Genomic DNA, 16,187 nt, shown 5'->3' on the forward strand with positions numbered 1-16,187 from the left:
GCGATGGCCCCGGGGCCGCCGCGTCGGCATCGCCATCCTGTGAGTCGGGTTGCCGGACAAGTGTCGTAATATACCGTAGAACATAACGAGGCGGAAATGTCCCGGGCGTAAAATTCCGGCACACGGCCGACAACAGCGAGTGGATCGATGGAAGATCGTAGAGAAGCGGTGGGCGAGCATTTTTCGATGGACGCCATGCGCCATGCGCGCGAGATGACGTGGCGCGCGGTGGAGGCGATGCGCGGCGAGGTCCGGGCGGGCATGCGCGAATCGGAGGCGAACGCGCGCTGCAAGGCGCTGCTGGGCGAAATGGGCATGGACCGGCTCTGGCACCCGGTGCTGATCCGCTTCGGCGAGAACACGCTGAAGACCTTCGCCGAACGCGCGGAAACCGATCCCGTGCTGGCCGGCGACGACATCTTCTTCGTCGATCTCGGCGTGGTCTGGGGGCGGCATGAAGGCGACGCGGGCGCGACCTTCGTGGTTGGCGACGACGCGGCGATGCGGGCCTGCGCGCAGGCCGCGAAACTCATCCACGACGAGGTGGCCGACCACTGGCGCACCACCGGCTGCGGCGGCATCGCGCTCTATCGCTACGCGGCCGGGCGCGCCGAGGCGCATGGCTGGCGGCTCAACGTCGAGATGAAGGGCCACCGCGTCAGCGATTTCCCGCACGCGATCTACAAGGCCGGCAAGCTCGCCGATTTCGACGGCGTGCCGGCCGGCGGCCTGTGGGTGCTGGAGATCCAGATCGCGCATCCGACGCGGCCGTTCGGCGCGTTCTACGAGGATCTGCTGATCTGAACGCCGGCCGGGGCGTCGCGGCTCGGCATGCATCGTCGGCGGCAGGGCGCGCAGGCCGCAGCGGCGTCCGGGCACGATGCGGGCGGAGCGCGGCGGCTCCCGCGCCGCCAGCTTCCCGCCAGCCGCGCGTCAGCTTCGCTTGCTAGACTCGGTTGCTTCGTCAGCGCTTTTCCTCGCCGCGATGAAACCGACCCTGCTGGTGCTGATCCCGTTGCATGACGATGCGCGCGAGACACTCGCCGCGCACTTCGAACTCGTCTACGCTCCCGACGCGCCGGCGCGGACACGGGCCATCGACATGCATGGCGCGAGCGTGCGCGCCGTGCTGACCAACGGCACGACCGGGCTTTCCGATGCCGAACTGGCGATCCTGCCGCGCGTGGAATTCATCCATGCGCTCGGCGCGGGCTACGAGAACCTGCCGCTCGCCGCCGCGCGCGCACGCGGCATCGCGCTCGCGCACGGCGTCGGCGCGAACGACGATTGCGTCGCCGATCATGCGTTCGCACTGCTGCTCGCGACGGTGCGCGGCGTGGTCCGGCTCGATGCCGCGTGCCGCGCCGGCGTCTGGCGCGACGCGCTGCCGATGCCGCCGAACTTCTCGGGCAAGCGGCTCGGCATCGTCGGGCTCGGCCGGATCGGCGCGAAGATCGCGCGCCGCGCGGCCGGCTTCGACCTCGAAATCGGCTATCACGGCCGCCATCCGCGCGACGGCGCGACGTTGCGCTATTTCGGCGCGCTGATCGACCTCGCGCGCTGGGCCGACTATCTCGTGGTCGCGACACCGGGCGGGGCCGGCACGCATCACCTGATCGACGCCGCGGTGCTCGACGCGCTCGGCGCCGCCGGGTTCGTCGTCAACGTCTCGCGCGGCAGCGTCGTCGATACGGCGGCGCTCGCGGCCGCGCTGCGCGACGGGCGCATCGCCGGCGCCGGCCTCGACGTCTACGAGGGCGAGCCGGCCCCGCCCGCCGAGTTGATCGGGCTCGAACAGGTCGTGCTGACGCCGCATCTGGCCGGCACCTCGCCGCAGGCGCGCGACCGCACCGTCACGTTGTTCATCGAGAACGCCACGCGGCACTTTGCTGGCGAGCCGCTGGTTACGCCGCTCGATGCTTGAGCGGGCGGCGATTCGGTTTGGGCGTGGACCGCGCGCGTCGTTCGCGGTGGCGTTCCTCGCCTGAAGCGTGCGATCGCATCGCCATGCGGTGCGTCGAGAGCCCCACGCGGCACGTTGCCGATCGGTCGCCCGTCACGCTGCTTGACGTCTGATTGGCCGGTGGCACGGAGGCGGCGATCGGCTTCGGCGCGAACCCTCGGCCTTGTCCGCGGCGATGCGGAGGCGGCACGCTGCGGCGGCGCTTCCCGCATGTAGCATGGCGCGATCGCGCTCGTCATCCCGTTCCCGGCCTCCCGCTTCCGGCTTTCCCGCTCGATCGTCCCGCCTCAGCGTTCCCGCGCCGCCGCGCGAAGCACCGTCACGGCGAGCGAAGCGTCCGCACCCGCACTCACGGCCGGCCGCCGCCGCCCACCCGTTTGGTGAAAGTCCCGATTGATCCGGCGCCCCCTGCATCGACGTCGCGATCCAGCCGCCAACCCACGCCGGCGGGCCCCGCCCACGCGTCGCGATGCAATTTCGCAACTACCCTGCATCGTGCTTACGATTTGCTTGGGAACGGCGCGGCCGCGCAGTAAACTTGCGCCCCGGTACACCCGGCGGAACGCCGTCCGAAGCCGCCGAGGCGCGATCCGCGCCCGGAAGGTCGGCCGGCTCCCGTGCAACACCCGCGTTCCTTCCAATCGATAACACTCACCCCGCACATCGCGCGGCCCTGTCGTGCCCGCCGGCACGTTGGCAGGCCACCGCCCGCAGGAGACGACCTTGCTCAAGAAAATCACCGCCGTCGCAGCCCTGGCTGCCTTCGGCCCCGTCGCGCATGCCCAGGGCAGCGTGACGCTCTACGGCCTGATCGACACCGGCCTCAGCTACGTCAACCACGCCGCCGCCGGCACCGGCTCGGCCAAGCGCTTCAAGTACGACGACGGCGTCGCGCAGGGCACGCGCTGGGGCCTGCGCGGCTCGGAGGACCTGGGCGCCGGCCTGAAGGCGATCTTCGTGCTCGAGAACGGCTTCAACACCGGCACCGGCGCGTTCAACCAGGGCGGCGCGATGTTCGGCCGCCAGGCGTTCGTGGGCTTGACGCAGAACGGCGTCGGCTCGCTGACGTTCGGCCGCCAGTACACGTTCTCGACCGACGTGCTCGGCAACCAGTACTCGGCCGGCACCAACACGCTGGCCGGCAACTACGCGTATCACATCAACGATTTCGACCAGCTCGTGAACAGCCGCATCAACAACGCGGTGAAGTTCTCGTCGGCGAACTTCTCGGGCCTGACGTTCGGCGCGTTGTACGGCTTCTCGAACCAGGCCGGCGCGTTCGCCGGCTCGGCGCCGGTGACGGGCACGCCGGGCCAGCCCGGCTCGTCGCGCGCCTACAGCTTCGGCCTGAACTACGCGCTCGGCGCGTTCTCGATCGGCGCGGCCTATACCGACATCACCTATCCGGCCGCCGAAGTGCCGGCGTTCCCGACCTCGCTCGCCAACGTGCCGGCGGGCGGCACCAACGGCGGCAAGGACCTGCGCACGTTCGGCATCGGCACGCGCTACCAGCTCGCGAACGCCGCGCTGTTCGCGCTCTACACCAACACGCGCATCGAGGCGCTGAACGGCGCGACCACGGCGCTCGACGCGGTGGACGTGGGCGGCCGCTACAACTTCACGCCGGCGCTGGCGGGCGGCCTCGCCTACACCTACACGCGCATGCACGACGCGTTCGCGGGCCACTGGAACCAGCTCGACGCGAGCCTCGACTACGCGCTTTCCAAGCGCACCGACGTCTACCTGCTGGCGATCTACCAGAAGGCATCGGGCCGCAATGGCACGCAGGACGTGCAGGCGCAGATCGGTTCGAGCACGGCGTTCTTCGGCCCGTCGGGCACCGGCGCGACGAATCAGGTGGCCGCGCGCGTGGGCATCCGCCACAAGTTCTGATCGACCGGGGGCGGTCTCGCTCCGTCGGAGCCCGTCGTTCGCGGCCGGCTTCGCCAACGGCGCATCGGTTTCCCGCAAGGAAGCCGATGCGCCGTTTTTCATCAAGGGGCGCACGTCGTCATCTTGTTTTTGGATGAAATGTATTTAATTGGAAAAAATGTACAATCGTGGCCAGCCTCGCATGCCGGCCGGATCGCGCCGCCGTGACGGGGTTCCGAAACCGCTTCACGACAACGGAACGACGATGAGAAACGATGCCGAACTGGTGCTGCTCGACAAGAACGTGGTGGAAGCGCTGCTGAGTCCGGACGACGTGCTGGCCGCCGTGGCCGCGGCGTTCGACCTGCACCGGCGCGGCGAGGGCCGCGTGTTTCCGGTGATCCGCGAGCCGCTGGCCACGGGCGGCGTGTTCGGCATCAAGGCCGGCGACGTGCAGAACGAGGCGCTGCTCGGCTTCAAGGCGGCCGGCTTCTGGCCCGCGAATCGCGGCCTCGGCGGCGAGCCGCATCAGGCCACCGTGATGCTGGTCGATCCGGCCACCGGGCGCCCGCGCTGCGTGATCGACGGCAACGCGATCACCACCATGCGCACCGGCGCCGCCGGCGGCCTCGGCCTGCGCGCGCTGGCGCGGCCGGACAGCCGGCGCGTCGCGCTGTTCGGCAGCGGCGTGCAGGCGGGCGTGCAGCTGGACTTCGCGCTGCGCATGCTGCCCTCGCTCGACACGGTGCAGTATCTGACGGCCGGCGGCGCGGCCGATCCGGCCTTCGAGGCGCGTTTCCGCGAACGCTGCGCGATCTCGCACGCGCGCGACGCCGACGCGGCGGTGGCCGACAGCGACGTCGTGATCACGGCGACGCCGGGCGGCGGGGCGCTGTTCGAGGCCGGCGCGGTGCGGCCGGGCACGCATGTCAACGCGGTCGGCGCCGACACGAAGGGCAAGCGCGAACTGCCGGCGGGGCTGCTCGAACGCGCGCGGCTGGTGGTCGACGATCGCGCGCAGGCACGCCAGATCGGCGAGGCGCAGTGGTCGCCGCGGCACGACTGCGTCGAACTCGGCGAACTGCTGGCCGCGCCCGAGCGCATCGCGCGCGGGCGCGACGAGATCACGGTGTTCGACATGACGGGCCTCGCGCTGCAGGACCTGACGGTGGCGCGCATGCTGTTCGAGCGCGCCGAGGCGGCGCGGCTCGGCACGCGCGTGGCGTGGCCCTGGTGAGCCGGACGCGTCGATGGCGAGGCGCCCGGATCGGCATGGCCGCTGGTGCCGAAGCGGCGGGGCAGCGGATGGCCCGGGCCGCGCGGTGGCGGTGCCGCCAGGGCGACGCGATGCACGCAATGCGCCACGGCGCGATGCCGGCACGATCGGGCAGCGGCGCCACGATGGCCGCACCGCCCGACCAGGCGGGCCGCCGAACCAGCCGGCAGCATGCGCATCCGCAGCCGCGAGGCGTGCTCACCAACCGTAGAACCGCGGCCAGGTCTCGACCCCGCCATCCGCCGCGACGGCCTGATACTCGGGGTGCTGCGCGCCCGTCGCGCAGGCATGGTTCGGCAGGATGCGCAGCCGCGTGCCGATCGGGAAGCGCGCGGCGATCGCGCGATCGGGTTCGCCGCGGCGCTGCACGATGCCGTGTTCCTGGTTCGCGCCGCCGAGCAGATAGTCGCCGAGTACCGTGCCGTCCTCGGCGCACACGAGCCCGTAGCCGAAGTCGTGCGGCTGCCGCTGCGTGCCGCGGTCGCGGCTCATCGCCATCCAGCCGGCGTCCACGATCGCCCAGCCCTTTTCCTCCTGATGGCCGATCACGGTGGTCAGCACGCTGAGCGCGATCTCGTCGGTCGTGCAGACGCCGACGTTGTGCATCACCAGATCGAACAGCACGTACACGCCGGCGCGCACCTCGGTCACGCCGTCGAGCCGTTCGGCGGCGAGCGCGGTCGGCGTCGAGCCGATGCTGACCACCGGACACGGCAGCCCCGCCGCGCGCAGCCGCTCGGCCGCCCGCACGGCGCCCGCGCGCTCCTGCTCGGCGATCCGCACCAGCTCGTCGTGACGGTGATGGTCGTAGCTCGATCCCGCGTGCGCGAGCACGCCGCCGAGCGTCATGCCGCCCTCGGCCAGCGCGCGGCCGATCGTGACGAGCCGCGCGTCCTCGGGCGCGACGCCCGAGCGGTGGCCGTCGACGTCGATCTCGATCCACACCTCGAAGTTCATGCCGTGTTCACGGCCATACGCCGCGATCGCCTCGGCCGCGACGAGGCTGTCGGCCGTGAGCTTCAGGTTGCAGCCGCGCTGCCGCAGCGCGAGCGCCTGCGGCAGCTTGCCGGCCACCATGCCGACCGCGTAGACGATGTCGTCAATCCCGCGCGCGAAGAACTGCTCGGCCTCCTTCAGCGTCGAGACGGTGATGCCGCGCGCGCCGGCCGCGAGCTGCGCGCGCACCACGGGTTCGCACTTGGTGGTCTTCACGTGCGGGCGGAATGCCACGCCGAGCGCATCGAGCCGCCGCTGCATGCGCTCGATGTTGCGCATCATGCGCGGCACGTCGATCAGGGCCGACGGGGTGGGCAGGGTGTCGAGCGGCATGGTGGCGGTGTCCTTCGGGAAAATGAGCGGCGCCGGGCGGGCACCGGAGGCGACCGCGCGCCGGCCGCGAAAATCGCGCGTCCGGCATGCCCGGGTTTGTCGCCCGGGTGTGCCGTCCGGTTGATTTGACAAATTGTATCGCTCTGGACACAATGTCTCAATCCCGGTCCGGCGACCGGCTTGCCGGCCCCAGCCGCCAGGCCCCCGAGTTCCCGAATCCCGCGCGCCGCGCGCCGCGCCGCCCCGTCCAACCGATCCGTCCCAGTGAGCCCACGATGAGCCAGCCGAATCCTCCGACCTACGACGACGTCGCCGCCGCCGCCGAGCGCCTCGCCGGCCACGCCCACCGCACGCCCGTGCTGACTTCGCGCACGGTCGACGAGGCGCTGGGCGCGCGGGTGTTCTTCAAGTGCGAGAACTTCCAGCGCATGGGCGCGTTCAAGTTCCGCGGCGCGTTCAACGCGCTCTCGCAGTTCAGCGCGGCGCAGCGCAAGGCCGGGGTGGTGGCATTCTCGTCGGGCAACCACGCGCAGGCGATCGCGCTGTCGGCGAAGCTGCTCGGCATGCCGGCCACGATCGTGATGCCGCACGACGCGCCGGCCGCGAAGGTCGCGGCCACGCGCGGCTACGGCGGCCAGGTGGTGATCTACGATCGCTACACCGAGGATCGCGAGCAGATCGGCCGCGAGCTTGCCGACAAGCAGGGCCTCACGCTGATCCCGCCTTATGACCACCCACACGTGATCGCGGGGCAGGGCACCGCGGCAGCCGAACTGTTCAACGAGGTCGGCCCGCTCGACGTGATGTTCGCGCCGCTCGGCGGCGGCGGGCTGCTGTCGGGCACCGCGCTCGCCACGCGCGCGCTGTCGCCGGCCGCCGAACTCTACGGCGTCGAGCCCGAGGCCGGCAACGACGGCCAGCAGTCGTTCGCGTCGGGTTCGATCGTCCACATCGAGACGCCGAAGACGATCGCCGACGGCGCGCAGACGCAGCATCTGGGCCAACTGACGTTCCCGATCATCCGCCGCGACGTCAACGCGATCCTGACCGCCAGCGACGCCGAACTGGTCGACTGCATGCGCTTCCTCGCCTCGCGCATGAAGATGCTGGTGGAGCCCACCGGCTGCCTCGCGTTCGCGGCGGCGCGCCAGATGAAGGCACGGCTGAAGGGGCGCCGCGTCGGCGTGCTGGTGAGCGGCGGCAACATCGATCTCGAGAAGTTCTGCGAGCTGGTGTCGGCCGCCGGCTGAGCGATCGTCGAAGGCCCGGGGTTGGAGAAACGCGCGCCGCGTCATGTGGTGCGCGTTTTTTCATGGTTGCGTGCGCATCGATCACCGGAATGAAAGACGGCACGACGCTCCTCACGGCGTCCAGTGATAGACGACGATGCTCGAGCCGTTGTAGTTGTCCCTGGTCACCACGTACTCGCCGTTCGAGCGCAGGTACGCGCGCAGGCCGAACATCGAATCGACGTCGTTGCCCACGTCCACCGTGCCCGGATTGCTGTTGATCAGCGTCGTCACGAGGCCGCCGGTGGAGAGGTCGTAGACGTCGATGTTCGGCACCGTATGGACGTAGCCGACGAACAGATAGCGGCCCGCCACCGCGATCGATTTCGGGTTCGCGCCCGGCAGGTCGATGACCGGGCCCGGCGTGCGGTTGCCGGCCTGCCAGCCGTGATAGATCTCGAGGTGGCCGTTCATCGCCGTCCAGTCCCAGTAGCCGGCGATGCCCTGCGCCAGCACCATGGTGTCGGTCGAGGCCTGGTACACCACGCGCGCGCGCGGCTGCACCGAGGCCGGCACCGGCATCGCCGTGCCGCTGCCCCACGACGGCTTGCCGGTCGCGTCGAAGCCCGCGAACGGCCAGTGCGTGACCTGGCTGGAGCCGTCGAGCCCGGCCCACACGTCGCCGTTCTCGTCGAGGCAGAAGCCGCCCGTGACGATCGCCGAGGTGCCGAACAGCTTGCCCGGCAGCGAGCCGTCGGGGATCGCGATGTAGCCGCTCGCGGCCGGGTCGAAGTGATAGAAGTTGTAGATGTCGGGGTTCTGGCCGGTGGCCACCAGGATCCGGTTGCCGCCGACGCCGGTCAACTGGCCGAAGTGCTGGCCGCGCTGGTAGTCGGTCATCGACAGGCGCGGGTCGTCCGGATAGGTGAACGGATCGACCGTGTTGGCCACGAAGGTGCCGCCCGCGCTGCCCGAGTAGATGTTCATGCCGCTGTAGTAGAGCGCGGCGTCGGTGACCGGGTCGGGCGCGGCCACCGCCTCGAAGTTCAGCGCCTGCAGCTTCCAGACCAGGTTGCCGTTGCCGTCGTAGGCCTGCAGGTCGGTCGCGCCGTTGCGGCCGAGATCCCAGCCGCCGCCCCACGGATTGTTCAGCACGTAGAGCAGGCCCGCCGTGTCGCGGCCGATGCCGACCACGCGCGTGAAGCGCTTGTCGCCCACCTGCCCCCTGGTGCCGGTGGTGGTGTCGAGGTAGCCGCCCTGCACGCCGAAGGTGCCGGCCAGCGTGGGCGTGCCGTTCAGCGCGTAGCGCTTGATGTTCATGTCCGGGCCTTCGTCGCCCACCATCAACTGGCCGGTCGGCGCGTCGAAGTACAGCGCCGACGGATGCGCGCCGCTGGCCATCCGGATCGTGTTCAGCAGCGCGCCGGCCGCGCTGTATTCGAGGATCGTGCCGGCGGCCTGCTGCGCGACCCACAGGTTGCCGGACGCGTCGAGCGCGAGCGCGCCGGGGCCGGCCACCGTGATGTCGCGCTGCCAGACGCCGTCGGTGGTGAACACGCGCACGCGGTTGCTGAAGAAGTCGCTCGCGTAGAGCAGCGTGCCGGCGGTGGCGAGGCCGGTGATCACGTCGGCGCGGCTGATGTTGTTCCAGACGCTGACGTTGATCGACAGGTCGCGCAGCCCGGTCGTGCGGTTGTAGCGGCCCACCGTGCCGCTCAGGTTCTTGCCCTGCAGCGGCGTGAAGATCGAGGTGGCGTTGCCGGTGATCGCGCCGCCCTGGAATTCCGCGTGCGTGCCGATCGAGCCGAGCGTCCGGCCGTTCTGGTAGACGCCCACGGCGCCGGCGTTCTCGTCCCAGAACGACGCCGTGTAGATCACCCCTTCCGGCGCCACCCACATCGAGCGCGCGCCGTTGCCGACGTGCGAGGCGATCGTGCCGTAGGTGTTCGCGATCCAGTCGGTCGTGTATTGCGCGTGGCCGGCCGGCGCGAGGGCGGCGAGGCACGCGGCGGCGAGGGCGGCGCGCAGGCGTTGCTGGAACATGGCGATGATCTCCGGACGAGAGGACGGGAAAACCTCGAGCGCCGCATCGAGTGCCCGGGCCGGGGCCAGATGCGCCGCGTTACGTCAGACAGATATCACAGAGAAATCGGAAAAAAATTCCGCGACGCCTGCCTTGCGGCGCCCGGCGCGGGATTGGCGTCGGCGCACGGGCGGCGTCGTCGGATCGGCCCGCGAATGTCACGCGGGCGTGACGGATTTGTCACCGCGTTGTCGCGAACGGCGGCGGGACCGGGACGGGGATTTTGCGGAAAAAGAGACCGATGTGGCGCGCCGGGCGGTGCGCGAGCGGTGAGTGTGATGCGTGCGGCCGGAGGCCGGTGGGAGGCCGGCTGGTATCGGCGTGCCGGCGGCGCGCGTCGCTGGCTTCGTTCGTCGGGCTTTCCCGGCCGGCGAACGACGCTCGGTTCGCGATGCGCGATGCGGCCGGCGGCGCGTGTCGTCGGCGTTGGCCCCGCTATATCAAGCGGCGTCGAGCGGCAGGATTTCTATCCAGTTCGAGCCGTTGCCGCCCGCCACGCGCGCCACCGGTGTCAGCGCGCCGGTGCCCGCATCGACGCGGTACAGCGAGATGAACGGCGAAAGCTCGCCGCTCGCGGCCAGCAGCGTGCCGTCGGGCGAGAGGCGGATGCCGCGCGGCTGCTTTTCGGTTTCGATGCAGCTCGCGTAGTGCAGCGCGCGGTTCTCGCCGACGCGGAACGTGATGATGCGGCTCGCGGTGCGCTCGGTCGCGTGGACGAAGCGGCCGTCCGGCGACACCTGCAGGTCGGCGGCCCAGACGCTGGGCGCGGTCGGCGCGGGCGGTCGCGGCGCGCCGTGCGGCAGGTGCGCGATGCTCGGCGCGAGATCGGACACGGTCGCCTCGCCGAGTTCGCCCGTCACCGGATCGCGCGCGATCGCCAGCACCGTGCCGTGGAATTCGCCGATCGCGTAGAGCGTCGCGCCGTCCGGCGCGAGACGCAGATGGCGCGGCCCGAAGCCGGCCGGCGTCGCGAGTTCGCCGCGCGCGATCAGCGCCGCCTCGTCGCCGGCGCGCGCGATGCCGTAGAAGAAGATCCGGTCGAGGCCGAGCGAGGCCGCGTAGGCGTAGCGGTCGTCGTCGGAGACGATGATCGAATGCGCGTTCTGGATCCGGTCGATGAACTGCAGCGGGGTGCCGTCGCCGTTCTCGAGCCGGCTCGCGTCGAACACGAACAGGCGGTTGCCGCCGTAGGACGCGCCGAACAGCAGGCGCGCGGCGTGATCGACCGACAGGTAGGCGAGGCTCGCGTCGATCGGCGTCGAGAAGCGTTGCGTCAGCGCGCCTTGCGCGCCGATGTCGTAGCCCACGATGGTCGGCTGCGTGCCGCGCGTGGCCACGTAGAGGCGCTTGCCGTCGTAGGTGGGCGCCTGCGGCATCACCACGCTGCCGGCCGGCGTGCGGGCGAACGGCTCGAGCCGGCCCTGCGCCGCGTCGAGATGGTAGACGGAAAGATCGCCGTCCTCGGAGTTCGAGACGTAGACGACGTGGGAGGTGGACAGCGGAGTGGTCATCGGATCGCGGATCGGTTCGTGAGGCGGGGGCGTGCCGTCTGCCGAAGTGCCGCGGCGTCGCCGGAACGGGCACCGGGCGCGGCGGATGGCGGCGCGGGGCCGGTTAGGTGTTACGTCATCATATAACTTCGAGAAAGCCGGGCGCAATCGCAAAGGGACGGAAGTCGGTGTAAACGCGGAGCGTTGTCGCTCGATCTGGCGGGCGCGGGAAGGCGGGCAGGCGGGAAGTACGACAACTTCGCGGGGCGGCCTCCGGCGGCGGAGCCCGATGAGTCGAGCGGCTGCGCAGGACGCCGGGACGGCGCGCGGCGGCCAAGCCGGTGTGCCGATGCACGCCGCGAGCGATGCGATTGCCGATCGGGCGCCGGCCGCGGCACCGACCGCTTCGCGTCACCCATCATCGCGAACCGCGCCGCCGGCGAACGCGGTTCTCGCGGAACTCAGTCGGCCGCCCCCGTCGCGAAGCGTCGCCCGGCCGCCTCGCCCTCGTCGCCCGTCAACTCCTCCAGCGCGCGCCCCTTGGTCTCGATCCCGAGCCAGGCCACCGCCAGCGCCGCGACCACGAACGACAGCGCGCCGAGCGTGAATACGCCGCCCTGCCCGAACCGCGGCAGCACCAGGCCCACCGCGTAGGGGCCGATCAGCGAGCCGACCCGGCCGATCGCCGAGGCGAACCCGGAGCCGGTCGCGCGCGCGCCGGTGCCGTACAACTCGGGCGTATAGGTATAGAGCGCGGCCCACATGCCGAACAGGAAGAACTGCATCGCGAGCCCGGTGCCGATCAGGAGCGCCACGCTCTGGCCGTGCAGCGCGGTCTGTCCGTAGACGTAGGCCATCGCGCCGCCGCCGACCAGCGAGGCGATGGTGGTGGGCTTGCGGCCCCGGCGCTCGATCAGCCAGGCCGCGCAGAGGAAGCCCGGCACGCCGCCCAGCGAGATCAGCACGGTATAGAGCACCGACTGCGTGACCGCGAAGCCGGCCTGCTGCAGCAGCGCGCCGAGCCACGAGGTGAGGCCGTAGAAGCCGAGCAGCGCGAAGAACCAGAGCAGCCAGACCATCGTCGTGCGGCGCCGGTACGGGCCGCTCCAGATCTCGCGGAACGCGCCGCGGCCGCGCGTGACGGCCGGCCCGGCGAGCCGCGACGGCGCCGGCAGCGAGGCGAGTCCGGCCGAGCGCATCACCCTGGCCTCGATCCGGTCGAGCACGCGCGCGGCCTCGTCGCGGCGGCCGCGGTGTTCGAGCCAGCGCGGCGACTCGGGCACGACGCGGCGCACCACCAGCACGAACACGGCCGGAATCGCCAGCAGCGCGAACACGGCGCGCCAGCCGAGCGGCGGCAGCACGAAGTACGACACCACGCCGGCGCAGATGAAGCCGAGCGGCCAGAAGCCGTCGATCAGCGCGATCAGCCGGCCGCGACTGGCGGCGGGCACGAATTCGGACAGCAGCGTCTGCGCGATCGGGAATTCCATGCCCATGCCGAGCCCGAGCAGCACGCGCCAGGCGATCAGCGCCTCGACGCTCTGCGCGGTCGAGCATAGATAGGACGCGGCGCCCCACAGCACCATGCTCCACTGGAACACCGGCCGGCGGCCGAAGCGGTCGGCCAGCAGCCCCGCCAGCGCCGCGCCCGCCACCATGCCGAAGAAGCTCGCGCTGGCGACGAGGCCCGCCATCGCCGTCGATAATCCGAACTCCTTACGGATCGAACCGAGCACGAAGGTCATCGTGCCGAGATCGACCGAATCGAAGAAGAACGCGATCGCGATGACCGCGCAGATCAGCGCGTGGTAGCGGGAAAACGGCAGGCGTTCGAGGCGCGCGGCGGCGCTCGCGGGTGCGGCGGAGGCGGAAGGGGCAGCGGCGGACACGGCGTTCTCTGGCAGGGCCGGCCTCGGAGTGAGGCGGTACCCGGTCAGTAGATGTGACCATTAATCGACACAATAGAACGAATTCGGCATCAGGCTGGAACAGTCGCGCCATCGGCGAGCCGGGGGGCGGTGCCGCGCCCGCCCCCCCGAGGTGGCGTTACGTCGTCACTTCTTGAGCCGGTAGCCGGTGCGGAAGATCCACGCCACCACGAACAGCAGCGCGATCAGGAACAGTGCCGTCATCGCGAGGCTGATGCCGATATGCACGTCGGCAAGCCCGAAGAACGCCCAGCGAAAGCCGCTCACCAGATAGACGATCGGATTGAACAGCGTGACCACGCGCCAGAACGGCGGCAGCATGTCGACCGAATAGAAGCTGCCGCCGAGGAACGTGAGCGGCGTGACGATCAGCAGCGGCACCAGCGAGAGTTTCTCGAAGCTGTCGGCCCAGATGCCGATCACGAAGCCGAACAGGCTGAAGGTGATCGCGGTGAGCAGCAGGAACAGCACCATCCAGACCGGGTGCAGGATGTGCATCGGCACGAACAGGCTGGCCGTGATCAGGATGATGAAGCCGAGCAGCACCGACTTGGTGGCCGCCGCGCCCACGTAGGCGAGCACGATCTCCCAGTACGACACCGGCGCCGCGAGGATCTCGTAGATGGTGCCGGTGAAGCGCGGGAAGTAGATGCCGAACGAGGCGTTCGAGATGCTTTGCGACAGCAGCGACAGCATCACCAGGCCCGGCACGATGAACGAGCCGTAGCTGATGCCGTTCACGGCGCTGATGCGCGAGCCGATCGCCGAGCCGAACACGACGAAGTAGAGCGAGGTGGAGATCACCGGCGCGATGATGCTCTGGGTCAGGGTGCGCCAGGTGCGGGCCATTTCCGCGCGGTAGATCGCGCGAACTGCGTGCAGGTTGAACATGCGGTGTCCTGTCTCGGGTCAGGCGGAAGCGGCGCTCGTCGAGGCGGAGCGGCCGCCGTCGATGAGGCTCACGAAGATTTCCTCGAGCGAGCTCTGCGAGGTCTGCAGGTCGCGGAAGCGGATGCCGGCCTCGGCCAGCGCGCCGAGCAGCGCGGCGATCGCCTGCTCGCGCTCGGCGTCGTAGGTGTAGACGAGCTCGGCGCCGTCCTTGGCCAGTTCGAGCCGGAACCCGGCCAGCGCGTCGGGGATCGCCGCGAGCGGCGTGTCGAGCTGCAGCGTGAGCTGCTTGCGCCCGAGCTTGCGCATCAGCTCGGTCTTCTCTTCCACCAGCACGATCCGGCCGCCGTTGATGATGCCGATCCGGTCGGCCATCTCCTCGGCTTCCTCGATGTAGTGCGTGGTCAGCACGATCGTCACGCCGCTCGCGCGCAACTGGTCGACGAGCTTCCACATGTCGCGGCGCAGTTCCACGTCCACGCCGGCGGTCGGCTCGTCGAGGAACAGGATGCGCGGCTCGTGCGAGAGCGCCTTGGCGATCAGCACGCGGCGCTTCATGCCGCCCGACAGCGTCATCAGCTTGTTGTCGCGCTTGTCCCAGAGCGAGAGGTCCTTCAGCACCTTCTCGATGTGGGCGGGATTCGGCGCCTTGCCGAACAGGCCGCGGCTGAACGAGACGGTGGCCCAGACCGATTCGAACGAATCGGTGGTCAGTTCCTGCGGGACCAGGCCGATCATCTGGCGCGCGGCGCGAAAGCCGCTGGCGATGTCGTGGCCGCCCACGGTCACGGTGCCCTCGGTGGGCGTGACGATGCCGCAGATGGTGCTGATCAGCGTGGTCTTGCCGGCGCCGTTCGGGCCGAGCAGCGCGAAGATCTCGCCGGAGCGGATCGACAGGTTCACGTCGTCGAGCGACTTGAAGCCCGACGCGTAGGTTTTCGACAGATGGGAGACGGTGAGTATCGGTTCTGGAGTCACGGGTCGGGTGGTCGGTGGCGGCGGCGCGGTGGCGGGAACACGGCGGGACGGCCCGCGAGGCACCCCGATGCCGGCCGGTTTCGGGAACGCTATGGTAGCAATCGCGCTATCGATATGCGTGAAACAGGATAACGATGCGGCCGGCGGCCGTCAGGGGCGCGGGACGCGGGCCCGCCTGAGCGCGCAAGGGTGGGCCGTCGGCGAACAATCCCGGCGAATTCTCATGATTTGTTCGCGATGCCGCGCGAATCGCCGCCGCCGGCCCCGGCACGGGAAGCTCAGGCCGCGCTGCCGCCAAAGAACGCCGGGAACAGCTGGCTCGGCAGTTGCAGCTTGCCGTTCACGCATTCCACCGCGGCCAGGAAGTTCGACAGCTTCAGCGGCTTGACGATGTACGCGTCGGCGCCGAGTTCGAAGCAGCGGTTCAGGTCGTGCTCGCTCGTCGATCCCGTCAGCATGATCACGGGCAGGCTGTCGAGCGCGGGCTCGGCGCGGATCGCCGCGAGCACCGCGAAGCCGTCCAGCTTCGGCAGGCCCTGGTCGAGCAGCACGAAGTCGGGGTTGCCCGGCGCGCGTTCGGACCACGCGCCGCGGCGCAGCAGGTAGTCGAGCGCGGCTTCGCCGTCGCCGACCGTGACGAGCGGGTTGTGCATGCCGATCGACCACAGCGCCGTCTCGGTCAGTTCGGCGTCCAGCGGTGAATCCTCGACCAGCAGGATGTTTCCAGCAGCTTTGTTCATTTCGACAATTCCGATCCAGGGCGATTGATCGCGGTGAAGCTTGATGACGCCCCGGTGGTTCGACTCGTGGCGTGACTGTTGGGTAAGGCCTGCCAAGCTGGCTTCTCCAAATTGTTGAGGCCGGTTGCCGGGCGGGTGCGCCGGTCCGGGTTCGACGCCATGGGTCCGGGGCGCGGCGGGGTGCGCCTCGCGCGCCGGGCCGAAGACGTCGGCGGCGTTGTAGTAAGCAGGCTTCGTGCCATGTGGGGTCGCATGCCGTGAGCGGCCGGCCGGCGGCTGGTGCGACGGGGTTCGCGGGCGCATGTGGCGCGGCGGGGGTGGCCGGCCGGCCCGTCCATTTTTGTAGATTTTTCAGGGCGGCCGGTGCCGGCCTGTAAAACCGGTTGACCGGGGGAGACAGACGCGACG

12 protein-coding genes are annotated in these 16,187 nt (G+C 70.3%); 5 read left to right on the top strand and 7 right to left on the bottom strand.

What is annotated here, in order from left to right; all coding sequences use genetic code 11:
• The first annotated feature begins 147 nt into the window (after window positions 1-147).
• The 4 genes from bpln_RS21875 to bpln_RS21890 all read left to right on the top strand — a co-directional run bounded on the left by bpln_RS21875 (window position 148) and on the right by bpln_RS21890 (window position 5,072).
• Window positions 148-804: a M24 family metallopeptidase gene (locus tag bpln_RS21875; RefSeq protein WP_055139984.1), complete on the top strand. Its 657-nt coding sequence runs from the start codon at window positions 148-150 to the stop codon at window positions 802-804.
• Window positions 805-985: 181 nt separating this feature from the next.
• Complete coding sequence (locus bpln_RS21880; protein WP_042627386.1) at window positions 986-1,924, top strand: 2-hydroxyacid dehydrogenase; 939 nt, start codon at window positions 986-988, stop codon at window positions 1,922-1,924.
• 762 nt (window positions 1,925-2,686) lie between these two features.
• The gene (locus tag bpln_RS21885) at window positions 2,687-3,856 is read left to right on the top strand and encodes a porin (protein ID WP_055141170.1); all 1,170 of its coding nucleotides are present in this window, start codon (window positions 2,687-2,689) and stop codon (window positions 3,854-3,856) included.
• Between the two features lie 244 nt (window positions 3,857-4,100).
• Window positions 4,101-5,072: an ornithine cyclodeaminase family protein gene (locus tag bpln_RS21890; protein WP_055139985.1), complete on the top strand. Its 972-nt coding sequence runs from the start codon at window positions 4,101-4,103 to the stop codon at window positions 5,070-5,072.
• A gap of 237 nt (window positions 5,073-5,309) precedes the next feature.
• Here bpln_RS21890 and bpln_RS21895 read toward each other — a convergent pair whose 3' ends face one another.
• On the bottom strand, window positions 5,310-6,440 hold the full coding sequence (locus bpln_RS21895; RefSeq protein WP_055139986.1) for a DSD1 family PLP-dependent enzyme: 1,131 nt from the start codon (window positions 6,438-6,440) through the stop codon (window positions 5,310-5,312).
• 275 nt (window positions 6,441-6,715) lie between these two features.
• On the opposite strand from bpln_RS21895, the gene bpln_RS21900 reads away from it, so the two are divergent.
• On the top strand, window positions 6,716-7,690 hold the full coding sequence (locus bpln_RS21900) for a threo-3-hydroxy-L-aspartate ammonia-lyase (protein ID WP_042627389.1): 975 nt from the start codon (window positions 6,716-6,718) through the stop codon (window positions 7,688-7,690).
• Window positions 7,691-7,801: 111 nt separating this feature from the next.
• Here bpln_RS21900 and bpln_RS21905 read toward each other — a convergent pair whose 3' ends face one another.
• The 6 genes from bpln_RS21905 to bpln_RS21930 form a co-directional block, all read right to left on the bottom strand.
• Window positions 7,802-9,712, bottom strand: coding sequence for an NHL repeat-containing protein (locus bpln_RS21905; protein WP_055139987.1), 1,911 nt, complete (start codon window positions 9,710-9,712; stop codon window positions 7,802-7,804).
• Between the two features lie 480 nt (window positions 9,713-10,192).
• Complete coding sequence (locus tag bpln_RS21910; RefSeq protein WP_042627391.1) at window positions 10,193-11,263, bottom strand: lactonase family protein; 1,071 nt, start codon at window positions 11,261-11,263, stop codon at window positions 10,193-10,195.
• 440 nt (window positions 11,264-11,703) lie between these two features.
• Window positions 11,704-13,134: an MFS transporter gene (locus bpln_RS21915; protein WP_055139988.1), complete on the bottom strand. Its 1,431-nt coding sequence runs from the start codon at window positions 13,132-13,134 to the stop codon at window positions 11,704-11,706.
• 165 nt (window positions 13,135-13,299) lie between these two features.
• The gene (locus bpln_RS21920; protein WP_055139989.1) at window positions 13,300-14,064 is read right to left on the bottom strand and encodes an ABC transporter permease; all 765 of its coding nucleotides are present in this window, start codon (window positions 14,062-14,064) and stop codon (window positions 13,300-13,302) included.
• Window positions 14,065-14,082: 18 nt separating this feature from the next.
• On the bottom strand, window positions 14,083-15,039 hold the full coding sequence (locus tag bpln_RS21925; protein WP_042627394.1) for an ABC transporter ATP-binding protein: 957 nt from the start codon (window positions 15,037-15,039) through the stop codon (window positions 14,083-14,085).
• 278 nt (window positions 15,040-15,317) lie between these two features.
• Window positions 15,318-15,779, bottom strand: coding sequence for a response regulator (locus bpln_RS21930; protein ID WP_042627395.1), 462 nt, complete (start codon window positions 15,777-15,779; stop codon window positions 15,318-15,320).
• Between the last annotated feature and the right edge of the window lie 408 nt (window positions 15,780-16,187).

The organism is Burkholderia plantarii (assembly GCF_001411805.1).
Lineage (GTDB): Bacteria > Pseudomonadota > Gammaproteobacteria > Burkholderiales > Burkholderiaceae > Burkholderia > Burkholderia plantarii.

Excerpts from the sequence above, each read along its gene's own strand:
- bpln_RS21875 (WP_055139984.1), top strand. The coding sequence starts at position 148 with ATGGAAGATCGTAGAGAAGCGGTGGGCGAGCATTTTTCGATGGACGCC.
- bpln_RS21880 (WP_042627386.1), top strand. The coding sequence starts at position 986 with ATGAAACCGACCCTGCTGGTGCTGATCCCGTTGCATGACGATGCGCGC.
- bpln_RS21890 (WP_055139985.1), top strand. The coding sequence starts at position 4,101 with ATGAGAAACGATGCCGAACTGGTGCTGCTCGACAAGAACGTGGTGGAA.
- bpln_RS21895 (WP_055139986.1), bottom strand. The coding sequence starts at position 6,440 with ATGCCGCTCGACACCCTGCCCACCCCGTCGGCCCTGATCGACGTGCCG.
- bpln_RS21900 (WP_042627389.1), top strand. The coding sequence starts at position 6,716 with ATGAGCCAGCCGAATCCTCCGACCTACGACGACGTCGCCGCCGCCGCC.
- bpln_RS21905 (WP_055139987.1), bottom strand. The coding sequence starts at position 9,712 with ATGTTCCAGCAACGCCTGCGCGCCGCCCTCGCCGCCGCGTGCCTCGCC.
- bpln_RS21910 (WP_042627391.1), bottom strand. The coding sequence starts at position 11,263 with ATGACCACTCCGCTGTCCACCTCCCACGTCGTCTACGTCTCGAACTCC.
- bpln_RS21920 (WP_055139989.1), bottom strand. The coding sequence starts at position 14,064 with ATGTTCAACCTGCACGCAGTTCGCGCGATCTACCGCGCGGAAATGGCC.
- bpln_RS21930 (WP_042627395.1), bottom strand. The coding sequence starts at position 15,779 with ATGAACAAAGCTGCTGGAAACATCCTGCTGGTCGAGGATTCACCGCTG.